The sequence below is a fragment of the Spongiivirga citrea genome, assembly GCF_010671565.1.
Classification (GTDB): domain Bacteria; phylum Bacteroidota; class Bacteroidia; order Flavobacteriales; family Flavobacteriaceae; genus Spongiivirga; species Spongiivirga citrea.
The window spans coordinates 453213-470770 of the sequence record NZ_JAABOQ010000004.1 but is presented as its reverse complement, the minus strand read 5'-3'; the positions used below and the strand labels follow the sequence as shown (position 1 = coordinate 470770).

At 36.3% G+C, this 17558-nt stretch carries 11 protein-coding genes; 5 read left to right on the top strand and 6 right to left on the bottom strand.

Annotation, left to right across the window (positions count from 1 at the left end; all coding sequences use genetic code 11):
* Positions 1 to 36 precede the first annotated feature (36 nt).
* From GWK10_RS11485 to GWK10_RS11460, 6 genes are all read right to left on the bottom strand, one after another.
* The gene (locus tag GWK10_RS11485; protein ID WP_164032507.1) at positions 37 to 1374 is read right to left on the bottom strand and encodes a Gfo/Idh/MocA family protein; all 1338 of its coding nucleotides are present in this window, start codon (positions 1372 to 1374) and stop codon (positions 37 to 39) included.
* Between the two features lie 140 nt (positions 1375 to 1514).
* Positions 1515 to 2921: a purine-cytosine permease family protein gene (locus GWK10_RS11480; RefSeq protein WP_164032506.1), complete on the bottom strand. Its 1407-nt coding sequence runs from the start codon at positions 2919 to 2921 to the stop codon at positions 1515 to 1517.
* A gap of 15 nt (positions 2922 to 2936) precedes the next feature.
* The gene (locus tag GWK10_RS11475) at positions 2937 to 4088 is read right to left on the bottom strand and encodes an alpha-hydroxy acid oxidase (RefSeq protein WP_164032505.1); all 1152 of its coding nucleotides are present in this window, start codon (positions 4086 to 4088) and stop codon (positions 2937 to 2939) included.
* A gap of 108 nt (positions 4089 to 4196) precedes the next feature.
* Positions 4197 to 5570, bottom strand: coding sequence for an FGGY-family carbohydrate kinase (locus GWK10_RS11470; protein WP_164032504.1), 1374 nt, complete (start codon positions 5568 to 5570; stop codon positions 4197 to 4199).
* Between the two features lie 9 nt (positions 5571 to 5579).
* Positions 5580 to 6857, bottom strand: a complete 1278-nt coding sequence (locus GWK10_RS11465) for a sugar isomerase (protein ID WP_164032503.1) — start codon at positions 6855 to 6857, stop codon at positions 5580 to 5582.
* A 127-nt stretch (positions 6858 to 6984) separates the two neighbouring features.
* Positions 6985 to 9081, bottom strand: a complete 2097-nt coding sequence (locus GWK10_RS11460) for a bifunctional aldolase/short-chain dehydrogenase (protein ID WP_164032502.1) — start codon at positions 9079 to 9081, stop codon at positions 6985 to 6987.
* A gap of 161 nt (positions 9082 to 9242) precedes the next feature.
* Here GWK10_RS11460 and GWK10_RS11455 point away from each other — a divergent pair, with 161 nt between their 5' ends.
* From GWK10_RS11455 to GWK10_RS11435, 5 genes are all read left to right on the top strand, one after another.
* Positions 9243 to 10298 (top strand): GntR family transcriptional regulator, encoded by a 1056-nt coding sequence (locus GWK10_RS11455; RefSeq protein ID WP_317164683.1) that lies wholly within the window; start codon positions 9243 to 9245, stop codon positions 10296 to 10298.
* A 291-nt stretch (positions 10299 to 10589) separates the two neighbouring features.
* On the top strand, positions 10590 to 13688 hold the full coding sequence (locus tag GWK10_RS11450; protein WP_164032501.1) for a SusC/RagA family TonB-linked outer membrane protein: 3099 nt from the start codon (positions 10590 to 10592) through the stop codon (positions 13686 to 13688).
* A 30-nt stretch (positions 13689 to 13718) separates the two neighbouring features.
* Entirely contained in the window at positions 13719 to 15281 is a 1563-nt protein-coding gene (locus GWK10_RS11445; protein ID WP_164032500.1) for a RagB/SusD family nutrient uptake outer membrane protein, read from the top strand.
* A gap of 23 nt (positions 15282 to 15304) precedes the next feature.
* The gene (locus GWK10_RS11440) at positions 15305 to 16009 is read left to right on the top strand and encodes a hypothetical protein (protein WP_164032499.1); all 705 of its coding nucleotides are present in this window, start codon (positions 15305 to 15307) and stop codon (positions 16007 to 16009) included.
* Between the two features lie 151 nt (positions 16010 to 16160).
* A complete protein-coding gene (locus tag GWK10_RS11435) occupies positions 16161 to 17552 on the top strand; it encodes a 3-keto-disaccharide hydrolase (RefSeq protein WP_164032498.1) in 1392 nt (463 codons plus the stop codon).
* Positions 17553 to 17558 lie beyond the last annotated feature (6 nt).

Sequence of the window (17558 nt, the reverse complement as noted above, 5' to 3'; positions counted from 1 at the left end):
AGGTATGATATAGTACATTTTGATGGCGATTTATAACTAGTTTAGATATTTTCTTTTTCGCACTTTTCTTAATTTGTTAGCTTCTCGGTCTCCTTTAAATTTTTCTTTATCGGGATTCCATTGCAGAGGACGTTTAAGCTCATATGCTATATTAGCCGCATTACATAGGGTAGCAGTTTTATGTCCCGTTTCTATACTACTAATGGGTTTTTCTCTAGTTTTAATACAGGTTAACCAATTTTGATAGTGGTTGCCTTGGTCTTTAAATGCATTTTCTTTGTCTGCACCAGGCATAGATAGGACTATTGAGGCTGGAGTAGACTCCAAAAAGCCACGACTTACATCAAGCGTACCTTCGGTACCAATAAAACGGACAGCATTACCTCTTCCAAAATCTTCATGAAATAGTTCAATTCCGTTTTCATAGATCATTTTCAGCCCGCGAGAAGCATCTTTTTCAGTTGGTGGAATGAATGTAGTGGGGCCAGAGTGATCCATTCCTAAACACCATTGAGCAACGTCAAACATATGTGCTCCCCAATCTGTTAGTTTACCTCCTCCAAATTCTTTAAAAAGGCGCCAGTCTGGATAAAAATCAACAATTTCTGGTGCAATCCTTTCATGGTAAGTGACCAAACGAGCTGGTCCACACCATAAATTCCAATCAATACCTTTTGGAGTGGTTTGGGCAGGTAGATCAAAAGCCCTAGCGGGACCACCAACATTGACTAATACTTTTTTTATCTCACCTAATTTCCCTGAACTTACAATTTTTTGCGCGGTTTGAAAGCGTTTCCATGAGCGTTGCATACTTCCTACTTGAACAATACTTTTATTTCGTTTTGCAGCTCTTAACATATCACGCCCATCAGCAATTGTATTGGTTAGTGGTTTTTCGCAAAAGACATCTTTGTCCGCATTCATTGCGTCTATTGATTGCTTAGCATGCCAATGATCAGGTGTCGCTACAATGACTGCATCAATATCTTCACGATCTATCAATTCTTGGTAGTTTAAATAATTGGTGATAGCACTGTAACTAGAAACATTTCTCTTTTTAGCATATAACTGTTCAACATTGTTCTTAAAAAAGACTCCTTTAGATAGCCAAACATCACTACCAGCAACAATCTGACTATTAGTATTACTTATAAATTTATTTGCTAGTATATTACCCTGTTTACCCAGTCCGATAATGCCTAAATTTATTTTGTCACTTGGTGCTAAAAATCCACGCCCTAATACGTGCCTAGGCACCAAACTAATACCTGCCAGGGCAATTGTTGTGTTTTGTAAAAATTTTCTTCTGGAATGTCCTTGAATACCAATATTTTTTGATTCATCGGAGTTGGTAGTTTTTTTTGACTTTTCCATTAAGTGTTTGGTTTAGTGGTGTTTCACAATATTAGCGAACGTACCATAGTTTTCTATCCTGTGGTATCCCGATAATTTACATATAATTTCATTAGCTAAAAAAGCTTAATCTACCTTAAAAGTTGACCTTTAAAAGTGTTTTAATTCTTTTGAAATAATTTACTGAATAACAGAAATAGTACCCCACAAAGTAACCAAGCGGGTAGTGTGACAAATGACAAAAAGACGTCAAACTTGACGGATATAAAATAAAAAATACCAAAACTCATTGCCCAGGCTAATAATACTGATTTATTGAAAGAGGTATTGCTGACTTTGGCGTAGTTTTTAATAATTCCACTTTGTTTATGAAAAAAGTGTTCAAAAACAATTATTGCTCCTACAGGCGCGAGTATAAAACCATAGAGTGCTACGAATCCTAGTAATTTCATTGCAAATGCAGGAAATAAGCCAGCAATGGTTGCAACGCTACCAGCAATGATAGTGACCCAAAAAGTAGAAACTTTTGGTATAATGGCTTGAAACGCCAACCCTGCTCTGTAAATAGTAGGATTTGCAGTTGTCCAACCCGCCAACACTACCGCGATAATTCCAAATATACCAATAGCGTTATGCGCTAGGGGTCCTGGTGCCACTGGCGGGGCTTCTCCATTACTTAAAAGCCCTTGTGCTTCAGGAGATCTTAAATACACTGCATATAATAGGGCCGCAGCAATCCAGGCCATATAATGCCCTATATACATTCCTGCAGCGGTTGTCCACCCTGAACTTGCTTTTTTCGCAAATCGAAAAACTGATAAGTCTGACATCCCTACGTGCATAGCAGCATTTGCGAACCAAGACCAAATTACTACGTGCCAAAAAGTGTACTTTATTTGACCTGGAAATGGCTCTGCACCTTCTCCCCAAATATTCCAAAAATCATCGAAATTTTTTACACCTAATTGATTTAAAGCCACAATACCACAGGCTATGAAGGCCAATACAATAACTGGAGACATCCAATTAGCTGCTTTCGAGACGGTGTTATAACCCTTAGAAGCCACTAGTGAAATTACGACTCCAATAATGATAACGATAATTATCCAAGTCAATCCATTTGGTGTGGTATCTGTAAGTTTAGGCATTTCCATATTAAAGGGGATTCCGACGGCAGTGGCTGAGACGGTGATCATGGCACCAGCAAGGAAACAAAAGAGAATACCGTTGGCCAAATTATAGCCAATGACTAACTTTTTACCACAAATTTTTTCTAATTGATAATAGAGTGTTAGCCGATTCTTAACTGCGATTTCAGCGGTTAGAAAGCGCCAACTTAAGACAGCTAACAAATTGCCTAATAAGAGACCAATGATTAAATCAAAGGCACTTACACCAGCAGTTAAAAAAAGGGGGCCTATCATAAATTCGGTACCCGCGGCATGCTCTCCTGCATACATGCCTAAAAAACTTTTCCATCCTTTTAATTTTGATTTAGGAACGGTGGTACGCTCAAATTCACCACCGGTAATTTCTTCGATATCTTCATCTATATTATACTGACTCATTACGATTATTAGTATTTAGTTGTTTATTAAATGGTTAGGGAAATCGGTCACTTTTTCACAACAAAGTTGTTCCATTACTTGTTGTAGTTGTGTTTTTAAAATAGCTATGGTATGATCTCCTCCTTTATTTCCTAGTGCAGCAGCCCCATACATAAACGTACGACCCATAAAAGTAAACTTAGCACCACTTGCCATAGCTCTTGCAACATCAGGCCCTGATCGTAAACCACTATCCATCATCACCTCTATTTTGTCTCCATAAGATTCAGCAATTGTTTTTAATGGCTTTATAGTTGCTTCTCCGGCGTCTAACTGTCGTCCACCATGGTTGGAAACTATAATTCCATCCAAGCCTAATCTTATAGCCTCCTCTGTGTCAGCTTCTGATGCTACTCCTTTTAGAACTAGTTTCCCTTTCCACATATCGCGGATTGGTTTTATTTTCTCCTCATTAAGTCTACCAGAAAAAGTTTGATCCATGAATTTTCCTAGTTGCTTTAAATCTAGCCCTTTGGGCATATAGGGCTTTAAAGTTTCAAAATTCGGCTGACCGTGTTTTAATGTATTTAGCGCCCAAAGCGGTTTTCCTAAGACTTGCAGAATATTCGATATCGTCATTTTTGGAGGCATAGCAAGTCCGTTTCTAATATCTCTAGGTCTATAGCCAAATGTTGGTACATCACATAAAATTACTAAGACTGGGCATTCAGCCTGACTAGCTCGTTTAATGATATCATCACGAAGTGAATTTTCACTCGGATGATATAGTTGAAACCATGCTTTTCCCTCTGTTAGCTCGCTAACACGTTCTATGCTGCTTGTACTAACGGTGCTTAGTATAAATGGAATATTATGTTTAAATGCGGCTTTTGCCAATATTTCGGGTGAGTTGGGCCACATTAGCCCTTGTAATCCAACTGGCGCAATTCCAAAGGGGGCATCGTATTCAATACCAAATAAATTGGTTTTCATTGAACAACCTTTAAAACTTTTTAAGTACTCAGGTTTTAATTGCACCTCCCTTAGCTCCTCAGTATTTCTATTTAAATTGATATCTTCATTACAACCACCGTCAAGGTACTCAAACGCAAATTTTGGAATTCGTTTCTTAGCTCTATTTCGTAAGTCTTCGATGGCTGGATACTTCGTGTTGTAGGATAATGCCATATTGTTGAGTTTATGCAAAAAATATAATTAGGTTTAGGTATTGTTGAAAACCAAAACTTTTTTTAATTGATGTTGTTTAGTTAAAATCATATACATCCTTAACGACTGTTAATTAATGATAAACGGTGTGTGCTTTTTCAATGCATAATTTGTTTTTAAAAACTTAGAATTCAACTTACTATCTGAAATTGCAATAGCTGCACCTAGTGCTGATCCTGTAGACGCCGTCGTCGTTCGCAGTTTCATATTCCTTAGTTGATGACTTAGTAGTTTTATAAACAGTTCATTATCGCTAAATCCTCCGTCTATATATAACCGTTCAATTTTATCATTTCCTATGGCAGTTTCAATGCTTTTAAGTTGAAGTTTGACCAGTTCAATCATTAAATGATGATAGGCTTCCTCAAAGCTTTTATAAGAAAGCTTGGTTTCATTTGGTGAGTTTTCTGCGGAAATACTTTCCCAGCTAAATAGAAAAGAAAATGATTGTTCGATACGATCAAAAATACTTCGATCAAACTTTACTTGTTTATGATAGTTTTTAGCGACTTTATATTTCTTTACAAGGAAAGCTACCTGCAACTTGTATTCATTCCCTAAAAACAAGCGAGATGACTTAACGGGTTTACCGTTAATTCGCATATAATTGATGCAATCGCTTAGCACTTCGTCCTTACTTAGCATCTTATCGCAAAACGGATTTAAACTAACGCTCCATGTTCCTGTGGAGACCAGAACAAATTTTTTGCGAATACTTCGTATGTATGGAAGTAGAGCAGAAGAACTATCATGTATACCAACACCAATTTTGATGCGCTTACCATTGTAATTCATATTTAAACTGGTTTCAGAAGAAACTATTGGGGCCAGTTTTTTATGAATTTCTTCTTCGTAAACCCATTGGTGATAGTCTTTTTTCGAATAATCCCAAAGAGCTGTATGACAACCTATACTGGTATGTTCGCTTACTGGTATACCTGTAAAAATATAGCTGATATATTGCGGTAAGTGCAGTGAATATTTAATTTTCTTAAAAATATCAGGCTTTGTGGTTTTTAACCAATATAGTTGCATACCCGAGTTCAACATACCTGCATTTGATGAGCCAGTTTTAACGGCAAAATCAAGTTCTGGACCATACTTGGTATAAAAAGAATCAACTACATCTTGAGGAAGTGTTTTTGTATAGTTATATAGGGGTGTTAAAGTGTTACCTTCTTGATCTATGTGCACTAGGCTAGCCCCGTATGTCGAAAAGTTAATCGCTTTAACATCAAACTCTGGGGTATTAATTATTTTGTCAAATACATTTTTAAGCCAGGTTTTCAAAGAATCTAAATCTTCTGTGGGATGACCATCTTCATCTTTAATTTCATCAAAGCGTGCGTATTCTCTGTAAACCTCTCTAAAGTCCTTATCGAACAAGAAAAATTTCTTATTTGTTTTACCAATATCAAATACCGCAGTGACCTTTTTTTGCATGCTTATTTATTAAAGACCTGATGCCACGCTGTTACCTCTTTTTGCAATTAATTTTGATCTCAGGCCTAGTTCTCGATATGCTTTAATCGGGTTTATTGCGCCTCCAGAACGAATTTTCGCAGCAGCTATTAAGGGTCTAACATCTGTACGAAAGGCATCTTGAATTATTTCCTGACAGAGTGTGACATCATAATTCAATTGCGCTTCACGTAATTTATTTTGATCAATGAGTAAAGCTTTTGCATACGCCTCTTGAATGGCTTCTAGTGATTGTATAATGTCTTCTAAAGGATCTTTTATGTTATGGCTAGCGTCAATCATCCAGGCGGGGTAAGGATTTTGAGGGTTGTTCTCCATTCCATATACCAATTCGTTGAAAATTAAGAATAATGAATATGGTTTTATACTGCCAACAGTGAGGTCATCATCACCATACTTACTGTCGTTAAAATGAAAGCCACCTAATTTCCCTTTCAACATTAAAGTTGAAACAATTTGTTCAATATTGGTATTCGGTAAATGATGACCGAGATCAACTAAAGTATAAGCTCTTTCTCCACATTCATTTGCGAGCATTAATGATGTTCCCCAATCTTGAATAACTGTACTGTAAAAATTAGGTTCATAAGGCTTGTATTCAATAAATAGTTTCCAGTCCTGTGGCATACTTTTATAGATACTTTGTAGGCTATACTGAGTATTTGTTAGAGCAGCTTGAAAATTATGTTGTCCAGGAAAACTAGCGCCATCGGCTAACCAAACTGTTAAGCTTTTAGAGCCTAATTTATCTCCAATAGCAATAACATCCATGTTGTGTTGTATTGCTTGTTCTCTTACCTTTTGATCCGTATTACAAAGAGAACCGAACTTATAACTAAACGGACTGTTTTTTTGGTCTTGAAATGTATTTGAGTTTACCGCATCAAAAATCAGATCATGTGAATCTGCTAATTCTTTAATAGCCTTATAGTCTTTAGGTACATCCCAAGGAATATGCAAGGAAATTGCTCCTGCTGTTTTGGTAAGACTGTGAATTAGTCCCACGTCTTCAATTTTTTGTTCTAAAGTTGACGGCTCTCCTTTTGTACTAAACCTACCAAATCTTGTTCCTCCAGCTCCTAGTGCCCAACTTGGTATTGCGACCTGAAATGCACACAGCTTTTCTATTAAACCATTAATATGATTTCCTTTTTGTTCTAAGCGATTGGCTAAAAAATCAAAATCTGCTTGATGCTGGGATAGTTCTTTTTTATTAATTGTTTCGATATGATTATGGTCTAATTTCATGAAGTTTTAGCTTATTTTTACGTAAAAGATATGTGTTAAAAACGATTATCACTTTAATCACACAAAGAAACTTTCACAAATTGATGTGCCCAATCTATGAAAGTTTCATAAAACTAATTCAAACACTCTATCGTACAAATGCATTTGGCATTCCGCCATCAACATTTATTATATTTCCTGTTGTTTTATTGAGAATTCCAAGTAGTGCAAAAACACCATTGGCAATATCTTCTGGATAAATAATTTGATTCAATAGGTTTCTTTTTGCGTAATGGGCTGGTAATTCTTCTACGCTTATACCATAAGCATCTGCTCTTCCTTTAGCCCAATCACCTTCCCATATTTTACTGCCAACTATGACGCCATCTGGGTTTACGGTATTTACACGTATCTGTTCTGGACCCAGTTCAGCAGCTAGTAATCGAACCATATGCTGTTGAGCTGCCTTAGCAGTGCCATAACCGACATTATTAGGCCCAGAAACCAAGCCATTCTTACTAGCAATGCTAATAATATCTCCGCCCATGTTTTGCTTCCGCATAATTTGAACTGCATTTTTGGCTAGATCAAATTGTCCTTTTACAAGCACATTCTGTAACAAATCCCAATCATTATCAGTAGTATCCGCAATGGGTTTAGAAATTGCTAGTCCAGCACTATGTACCACTATATCTATCCCACCAAAGTCTAAACAGGATTTTTTCAATAATTCATCTATTGCTTTTGCGTTGGTAACATCGCAAACACCATAAGTTGCTAGATCACTAGAATACTCTTTTGTTGCTTCTTTTAGTCTTTCTTCTGCAATGTCTGCTAGTATTACATTTGCACCTTCTGCAATTAATTTATCGGCTATTGCTTTTCCTATACCCCCGCCAGCACCTGTAACCAAGGCTATTTTCCTTGATAATGGTTTTTCTTTAGGCATGCGTTTTAACTTGGCTTCTTCTAAAAGCCAGTATTCAATATCAAAAGCCTCCTGTCTGGGTAAGGATGTGTATGAGGAGATTGCCTCAGCACCTCGCATAACGTTAATCGCATTAATATAAAATTCGCTTGCAACACGTGCAGTCTGTTTATTCTTTGCGAAACTGAACATTCCAACACCTGGATATATTATAATGACTGGATTTGGATCTCGCATTGCGGGACTATAAGAACGCTTGCATGTTTCATAATATTCCTTGTATGCTTGCCGGTATTCTTCAAAAGCTGGATTTAATACGGAAAGTAAGTGCTTAGTATCAGAGCTATTGGCATTAGGGCTTAAAGATAGTACTAGTGGTTGTATTTTTGTTCTAAGAAAGTGATCTGGACAGGAAGTACCCATAGGAGCTAGACGCTCTAGGTCGTTACTATTTATAAATTCTAGTACTTCTGGTGCATCGGTAAAATGACCAATCATGGCGTTTTCAGAAGAAGCAAGTCCACGTAATAGTGGCATTAACGATGCCGCTTTTTCAAGCCGCTCTTCCCTAACTAAGCTTTCTACTTTTTGACCACCAAAAACACTTCCTTTTTCTTCAATTTTCTTTGAAATATATTCAGAAGCCATTTCAATAACTTCTAAACTGTTCATGTAGCATTCATAAGAGGTTGTTCCCCATGTGAAAAGACCATGGCTGCCCAATACAATACCCCGAATTCCTGGATTATTTTCTAAACATTTTTCTAGTTGTAAACCGAGGTCAAAACCTGGTCGCTGCCAAGGAACCCATCCCATAGTATTACCCCAAATTTCCTTTGTTGCTTGTTCACTATCTGCTGCTGCTGCTACAGCTATTAAAGCATCTGGATGAAGGTGATCTATATGTGGGAATGGTAATAAACCATGCAAAGGTGTATCTATTGAAGGGGCTTTGCTATTTAAGTCATAAATACAATGGTTAAATAAGCCAACCATACGATCTTCATCGGTCAAACCGCCGTAGACATTTTTTAGCGCTCTCAGTTTATCAGTATATAGACCTGAAATTCCAGACCGGTTGAGTGTACCGATATCTCCTCCAGATCCTTTAACCCACATAACTTCTACATTATTATTAGTTAAAGGATCTTTTTCTATAGTTTTACAACTTGTATTACCACCACCATAATTGGTAATCCTCAGATCGGCGCCAAGAATATTTGATCTATATAAAAACAAAGCGACTTGATCATCTTTTAACGAATCAGCTTTATGCTTATCCCATAGATAATCGACATATTTGAATGTTGTCGTCATTAGTTAGTTATTTAATTTTAGTTAAGACGAATTTATCATCATGCAATTTACAAAGCATCCTGTACTATGCTGTTGGGGAGATTGAGTTTGCTCTAGTCGTTAAGTTTGATAAATTATCAATACTTTAGTTTTTGAATAAGAGAATGCCTAAACAAAACATTGTGAGAACTTCTAAAGAAATTACACATATCAATATTGATCATGATTCAAGGATTCCTAAATATAAGCAGATAATTGATTCAATAATCAATAAGGTTAAAGATCGTAGTTTATCAATGGGTGATAGAATTCCTTCTATCAATGAAGTTAGTGAAGAGTGTCTGTTATCAAGAGACACCGTGGAGAAGGCATATACTATTCTTAAAAAACAAAAAATAATAGAGTCCGTTAGAGGTAAGGGGTATTACATTACTAAAACTGATTTACTAGTAGAATCTAGAGTTCTCTTTCTTATAAATAAGGCTAGTTCTTACAAAATGAGGATTTTTAACTCTTTTGTAAATACACTAGGTACTAATGCCAGGGTAGATCTTTTTATATATCACTGTGAACCATCAGTTTTCCAAGATATCTTAACCAATAAGCTTGGCAGGTACGACTACTATGTTATAATGCCACATTTTAAAAGTGAAGCATCGCAGCATATGGGATGTACTGATGAGATTCTAAAACTTATTCATTCAATCCCGAGTAAACAATTAATCATTGTTGACAGAAATTTAAAAATACTACCTGATGATGCAGGAAGAATTTATCAAGATTTCACAGAGGATATTTGTAGTGCTCTGAATGCAGGAGTAGAAAAGGTGAAAAAGTATAAGAAAATAATACTGGTGTATCCAGATAAAGCAGTTTACCCTTATCCTAAGGGGATTGTAACTGGTTTTAAGCGTTTTTGTATTCAACATGACCTTGATTATGAATTGCTTGATACAATTTACGAGGGGATGGAACTTCAATTAAAGGATTTGTACATAATTATAGAAGAAGCGGATCTTGTTAATTTAGTTAAGCAAAGTAGAGATCACGATTTTAAACTTGGTGAAGATTTAGGAGTAATTTCCTATAACGATACACCTTTAAAAGAATTGTTGGGAATTACAGTTATGAGCACAAATTTTCAAAAAATGGGACAAGAGGCCGCAAATATGATTTCAAATAGGTGCAATAAGACAGTTAAAAATGATTTTAGATTTATAGATCGGTTCTCGATGTAAGTTGTTCATTATGTGATCTTAATCACGAAAAACTGGTATTCTTTTAAAGAATAGGTCTAAATTTAAATTCTTCTTCATGCTGCATAATAAAAAATGATATTATTCTATTTTTTTAATATTTTTTTTAAAAATATCATAAAATAGCCCACAGTACAGTACAGGATGCTGAATTAGTTTCAAGTTCTTAAAATTGCTCTAAATCGATTTCAAAATTGATTTAATAATTGTCGTAAAACGCTCCATTTACGACCTTTTCAAAAGGCATTTTTTAAGTTAAAACCGAAACTAACGATGAAACAAAAATTCAAAAAACGGCTATGTTTTTCAAAATTTGCGGTATTTGCGTTTATCCTTTGCAGCTTTTCTTTTTCAGACGTGTTGGCTCAAAGAACGATTACGGGTGCAGTTACAGATGCAAATGGCGTCCCGTTACCCAGCGTAAATGTGTTACAAAAAGGAACTAAAAATGGTGTTGCCGCAGACTTTGATGGTAACTATGCGATTAAACTAATTCCTGGACAGGAAATTCTAGTTTTTTCTTATATAGGCTTTAAATCAAAAGAAGTTGCAATAAATGCTCAAGACGTAATCAATGTATCTTTAGAAGAAGATGCCGAAAACTTAGATGAAGTAGTAATTATTGGGTATGCTGCTGTTCAGCGTGAAAAAGTTCTAGGAGCAGTAGGAACTGTGAAATCCGAAAACATTACACAGGCAGCTCCTACTTCGGCATTTGATGGTATCCAAGGTCGTTTATCGGGTGTGCAAATTCAAACGAATGGTGGTCCTGGTGCTGGCTTTGATGTCAGAGTTCGGGGTACATCTACTTTTGGTGGAGGTGATAACAGTCCATTGTATGTTGTAGATGGTCAGCAATTGGATAACATTGATAATATAGATCCCAATGATATAGCCTCATTAGAGGTTTTAAAAGATGGTGCGACCGCTGCAATTTATGGTTCTCGAGGAGCCAATGGGGTTGTGCTTATCACAACAAAATCAGGACGTGCAGGTGACTTAGATGTTCAGGTAAATGCACTGACAGGAATAACATCTTTAATTGGTTCTATACCTGTAGCTAATACTAGAGAACGAATTTTATATGAAGACCTAAGGCGAGGACCAAATGATGCTCTTACGGGAAATCAAAGAGACTCATTGAACCTGTTGCTTAGAAATTCATTCGATTTGCAGGACTTGATTACCAGAGCATCGGTAAGAAACCAGGTAAATGTTGCAGTGAGTGGGGGTGGCGAAAAGGCAAGAGCTTATTGGAATGTAGGTTTTTTAGATGAGCAAGGTGTTGTAATTAATAGTGATTTTAAAAGAATTAATAGTCGTTTTAAAATTGATTTTACCCCTAATGACAAATTAAAAATAGGTACAAATCTGAATGTTTCCTTCGAAGAGCAAAATGGTTTAAACGAAAACCAAGTTTTTCAGCAATTGGTAGAGCGTATAGCTTATTTTCCAGTTTTTGAGCCTAACGGTAGTTTCACACCTGAAATTGCAGGTCGACAAAACCCGGTTGCCGAAGCTGAGCTAAGAACTATTAGAACTCGCAGCTATAGAGCCCAAAATTTTAATTATATACAATACGAGTTTATACCTAATTTGACAATTAGATCTACGTTAGGTATAAACCTAAGATATAGAAGGTTTAATGAATTCAACCCTATATTGGTTAATAACCCTCGAAACCAAGTAGCAACAGGAGCTTATCGTGATCGACTTGAATATGATGTACAGCAGGAAAACTTCTTTAACTATGATAACGTTTGGGGTAAGCATACTTTTGGAGCTTTTGCAGGAATGCAGACTCAGAAATTTTGGTTTGAAGGCTTAAGATTAAGCACAAATTTTGTAACCGAACTTATTCCTACCTTTAATAATGTAGATCCAGAAACTCTTGCGGTTACAACAGGAACAAACAACACAGAAGATAGAACAAGTGCGCTTTTCTCCTTATTTGGTGGCTTTAGTTATGATTTTGACAACCGCTATTTAATAGGAGCAACTATAAGACGCGATGGTTCATCACGATTTGGTATTGATACTAGATATGGGGTTTTTCCATCAGCTACTGTTGGATGGAATATAAGTAATGAGTCTTTTTTATCGGACTCTCAAACGGTTAACAACTTATTAATTCGCGCGAGTTATGGTGTAACAGGAAATGATGATATTGGGGATTATGATTTTACTAGTACTTATGTGCCAGGAGCAACCTACAATGGGGTGAGCGGTATTGCGCCGTCACGCTTAGGAAACTCATCAATTAAGTGGGAAGAGACAGAATCTCTAAACCTAGGTTTGGATTTAGGAATGTTCAAAAACCGTCTTCGACTTAATTTAGATTTTTGGACGAAAACTACTACAGATCTATTAGCGAATGTACCGTTACCCGAGGAATCTGGTTTTGCTTCGGTAAGACGTAACGTAGGAAGTCTCGAAAATAGAGGTATTGATATTAGTTTAGGAGGTACTATTTTGAAAACGGCAGACTTTAGCTGGAATAGTAGTTTTAATATTAGTTTCCAAGAGAACGAAGTGACTGAGCTTTTTGAAAATACACCTTTTGAATCTGGTCAGTATTTTATAGAAGAAGGACAGCCAATTGGAAATATCTATGGCTTTAAAAACTTGGGAATTTTTCCGTATAACGAGTCTAACGCATTTACTCCAGAAGGAGTACAACTAACACCAAATTTCGATGCTGCTGGAACTTTCGTGAATTATACCCTTAACGGTTCAGAATATACTGGTGATGTCAATCAATTGAGAAATGCCGGCCGAACGTTAGAAGGTGGTGATATTTATTGGGATGATATTGATAACGATTTCGATATTACAGTCGACGATCGACAGATATTAGGAAATGGACTTCCTACCACTTTTGGAGGTTTTAGCAATGATTTTACCTACAAGGACCTTAGCTTAAGTTTTTTATTGGAGTACAGTTTTGGAAACGATATTTATAGAAGATATGATGAACAGCGTAATGATTTAAATTCGAGTAACGAAACACCGGGCTCTGACCGTATTTTAAACGCATGGTTAAATCCAGGAGATATTACAGTATATCCTAGGTTAAATCGAGTGCCGCAGAATCGAGAACGACCAAATAGCTTTTTCGTGACTGATGGAAGTTATATCAAACTAAGATTCGTACGATTTAATTATAACCTTCCTAAAAGAATTATTGATAAGGTTGGTTGGGCAAAGCGTTTATCGTTTAATATGTCGTTGAATAATTTCTTGACATGGACAAATTATCCTGGTTATAACCCTGAACTTGGTTCGAGGGGAAATCCGTTACAGCCAGGTTTGGACCAACTTCGCTATCCTAACGAACGTGAAGTAATTTTAGGAGTTAATCTTCAATTTTAATAAGCAGTAAAATTTAAAATAATGAATACAATGAAAAATATAAAAACCCGTATCCATTTTTTAACGGTTATCGTGGTACTCCTTTTTACAGTTTCTTGCGATGATTTTATAGATGAGCAGCCTATTAGTGAGATTGCTCCAGACAACTTTTGGCAGAATAATGCAGACGCCAATTCAGGTGTAATTGCAATTTATGATGGGATGCAGCCTACATTTAGGTTGAAACATTACTTTTGGGGTGAATTAAGGGCTACAGATAGTTATACACAGGGTTCAGAATCGGCAAATGCTGATAATTTAGAAGTAGTATTTAATTCTGTCACTTCTGGAAATGGCAACGTTTTACGATGGAATGATTTTTATTCCATGATTAACAGAGCTAATTTGGCAATTAAATTTATTCCGCAAATAGAAGGTTTTGACACAAGTTTGCTCGCCGAAGCATATGCAATAAGGGCGTATGCATATTTTCAGGCAATTCGCACATGGGGCGATGTACCATTATTCTTGGAACCTATTGAAAATGTGAATCAAGAAACGCAAAAACCAAGAACTGCGGCAAATACTATTTTGAATGAGGTCATCATTCCAGATATGTTGGCAGCTGAGGATAACATGGAGAATTTTGCAGATCCCTATCGCTTTACTCTTACTAGTATTTGGGCGTTTCAAGCTGAAGTATATGCTTGGATTGGTGAAGATGCAAATGCTAAAATCGCTTTAGAAAAATTAATTGACAGCAATGAATTTAGTCTCGTCACAACTCCCTTCGCATGGCAAGATCTATTTTTAAATGATACAGGAGATGGGGGAGGTCCAAATAAAGTACAATCAGGACCTGAGTTAATACTATCAATTAGATTTGATATTAATGAACCACGGGATAACCCCGGTCAGACTCGAGCTAACAGATCTGGAATTTTTGCACTGTACTTTGCAGGTTTACCATCTTATTATTTATCACCTGTTCTCGAAAATAAATGGATAGAAAAGTTTCCTATAGATTCGCTTGGATGGGTTACCAAATATCCTGATACCGATCCGGCTCTTAATGTAAGTATCGATGGGGGTGATCTAGAACCATTATACGGTGATTGGCGCTATTTCTTTTCTCGGGAAGGAGGTGCTGGAGGTATTGGAAGTATTGAAATTGGTGAGGCGCGATTAGCAAAATACAACAAAGCAAACTATAGTCAGGATTTAGATGACAGTGATATTGTATTATTTCGTTACTCAGGTATGATATTATTATTAGCTGAGGTTGAAAACCGTTTAGGAAATGACGCAAGGGCATTAGAACTTGTGAATGAGATACGAACTGCTAGACAACTTCCTCCTGTTACAGCGGTAGAATTTGGTGCAAATGAGGATGAACGAGAAAACTTTATTCTTGATGAGCGACAGTTAGAACTTTTAGGTGAAGGTAAACGATGGTGGGATTTGCGTCGTACTAATAAGGCAATCCAAGTTTTAAATCCAATCTTAGATACAATTCCAGGCGGAACGCCATTGACGGAACAACGACTGTTATTACCAATCTTTGACCAACATTTAAGTGAAAACCCATTGTTAGATCAAACACCTGGTTACTAATTAATACTCATAAAACAAAAACAATGAAAAAAATAAAGACAATTAAAGCATATGTTCTGCTCTTTATTGCATTTTCCTTTTTGGGTTGCGATTTAGATCTACAAGATAATTTTACTTTTAATCCAGAGGTAAGTTTTGAGGATCCTTTTTCAGATATGACGGCATGGGAGTTTCTACAGCAAAACCAGCAACTAAATGATGAGGGAGAGTTAAATGGAGAGCTTTATAATTACATGGCAGCTGCCGTTGAAGCTGCTGGGATGATTGATGTTTACGACGATATGAGCGCAAATAGGACTTATTTATTTTTAAATAATAACGCATTTACTGGTGGAGGGGATGTTATCGATTTAATTACCGGTGACGATGAAGTCGGTGAAAATGAAACGCCTGCACAAGTAATGGCAAGAGCAGATTTAGATGTACTAAGAACAATACTCAATTATCATATCATTACTGAATTTGTAGATCAGCTAACACTTTCTGAATATGGAGTGAATTACACATTTCAAACCTTAATACCAGGAGAAGATGGTCTTATAGTAATGAGACGAGATGAACGATATAGAGTTGATATTAATCGGTCTCCAGCTCCACTGCCTTCTACGGCCACTTCACAAAATGAACGCATCAGAAATTACAATTATGTAGTTTTAAATGGAATAGGACATTCTATTAACGATCCTGTTCGAAATAGCCCATATCCAGCTCCAAATACTGGTGGATAATAAATAAAAAAGCAAGTGTCAGTTTTATGGCTATTGTATTTAACGATAAAACCCTTCACCATACTAATTACAAAGTGAAGGGTTTTTTATTGTATATTCTATTGATAATTAAACCTTAAACACAATAAATTCCAAGAAATTTGATCAGATAATGAAAACATCTAAAACACACAATTACTATTTTTTAAATATTCTTTTCGGATTTGTTCTACTTTGCTTTATAAGTTGTAGCAAGCCAAAAGATGAAGTGCCATGGACCTATTTAAGTGATACGGAAAACCTTGAAGCTTGGACAGCCAAAGGAGGAAACGCAACCTATGAGTTGAATAATGGAATAATAACGGGGACTACCGTTGCAAACTCACCAAATACCTTCCTAACAACTAACAAGCATTACAGCGATTTTATATTAGAACTTGATTTTAAGGTTGATAGTAGTATGAATTCTGGGGTTCAGATACGAAGTAACAGTTTGGCCCATTATCAAAACGGACGAGTACACGGCTATCAGGTAGAGATTGATCCTTCAAAAAGGTCATGGAGTGGAGGAATTTATGATGAAGGAAGAAGAAAATGGCTTTACCCATTGGATAATAATCTAGAGGCGCAATCGGCGTTCAAACAAAACGAATGGAATACGTATCGTGTAGAAGCTATAGGTGATACTATTAAGACTTGGATAAATAGCGTACCGGCATCTTTCCTTATTGATGAAAAAACAGCTAGTGGTTTTATTGGCTTACAAGTACATAGTATAAGAGATCCTAAAGATGCGGGTAAAATAGTGCAATGGAAGAATATAAAAATACTTACCGATAGTGCAGTAATGATGCAATACAGTACAAAATCGCCCATAAAACCCTTTATTACTAAAAATAAACTCACACCCGATGAGCAAAACAAAGGATGGCAATTATTGTGGGATGGTAAAACAACGCAAGGTTGGCGAGGCGCTAAACTAGATTCATTTCCGGAAAAAGGTTGGAATATTGAAAATGGAGAGTTGACAGTTCTCGCTTCTGGAGGAGGTGAGTCCACCGCTGGAGGAGATATCGTAACAACTGAAAAATTTAGTGATTTTGAGTTAAAGGTTGATTTTAAAATTACCGAAGGCGCTAACAGTGGTATTAAATATTATGTAGATACTGATATTAATAAGGGCGAAGGCTCTTCAATAGGTTTGGAATATCAGATTCTTGATGATAAAAAACATCCGGACGCTAAATTAGGCAATCATAAAGGTAGTCGGACCATTGCCTCTCTTTATGATCTAATCCAAGCTGATGTTAAAAAGCCAGTAATGCCAATTGGAGAATGGAATAGTGCACGGATAGTTTCTAAAAATAATCATGTTGAACACTGGCTTAATGGAATGAAAGTTCTGGAGTATGAGCGCAAAAGCGAGGATTATTTGAAATTGGTGTCTGAAAGTAAATATGCTAAATGGCCAAATTTCGGCGAGTTAGATAAAGGAAATATCTTACTTCAGGATCATGGAGATCTCGTTTCTTTTAAGAATATTAAGATTAAGTCCTTAAATTAAAGTAGT

Bases quoted from the DNA above. Each gene is read 5' to 3' on its own strand.
- GWK10_RS11485 (WP_164032507.1), bottom strand. From the start codon at position 1,374: ATGGAAAAGTCAAAAAAAACTACCAACTCCGATGAATCAAAAAATATT.
- GWK10_RS11480 (WP_164032506.1), bottom strand. From the start codon at position 2,921: ATGAGTCAGTATAATATAGATGAAGATATCGAAGAAATTACCGGTGGT.
- GWK10_RS11475 (WP_164032505.1), bottom strand. From the start codon at position 4,088: ATGGCATTATCCTACAACACGAAGTATCCAGCCATCGAAGACTTACGA.
- GWK10_RS11470 (WP_164032504.1), bottom strand. From the start codon at position 5,570: ATGCAAAAAAAGGTCACTGCGGTATTTGATATTGGTAAAACAAATAAG.
- GWK10_RS11465 (WP_164032503.1), bottom strand. From the start codon at position 6,857: ATGAAATTAGACCATAATCATATCGAAACAATTAATAAAAAAGAACTA.
- GWK10_RS11460 (WP_164032502.1), bottom strand. From the start codon at position 9,081: ATGACGACAACATTCAAATATGTCGATTATCTATGGGATAAGCATAAA.
- GWK10_RS11450 (WP_164032501.1), top strand. From the start codon at position 10,590: ATGAAACAAAAATTCAAAAAACGGCTATGTTTTTCAAAATTTGCGGTA.
- GWK10_RS11445 (WP_164032500.1), top strand. From the start codon at position 13,719: ATGAAAAATATAAAAACCCGTATCCATTTTTTAACGGTTATCGTGGTA.
- GWK10_RS11440 (WP_164032499.1), top strand. From the start codon at position 15,305: ATGAAAAAAATAAAGACAATTAAAGCATATGTTCTGCTCTTTATTGCA.
- GWK10_RS11435 (WP_164032498.1), top strand. From the start codon at position 16,161: ATGAAAACATCTAAAACACACAATTACTATTTTTTAAATATTCTTTTC.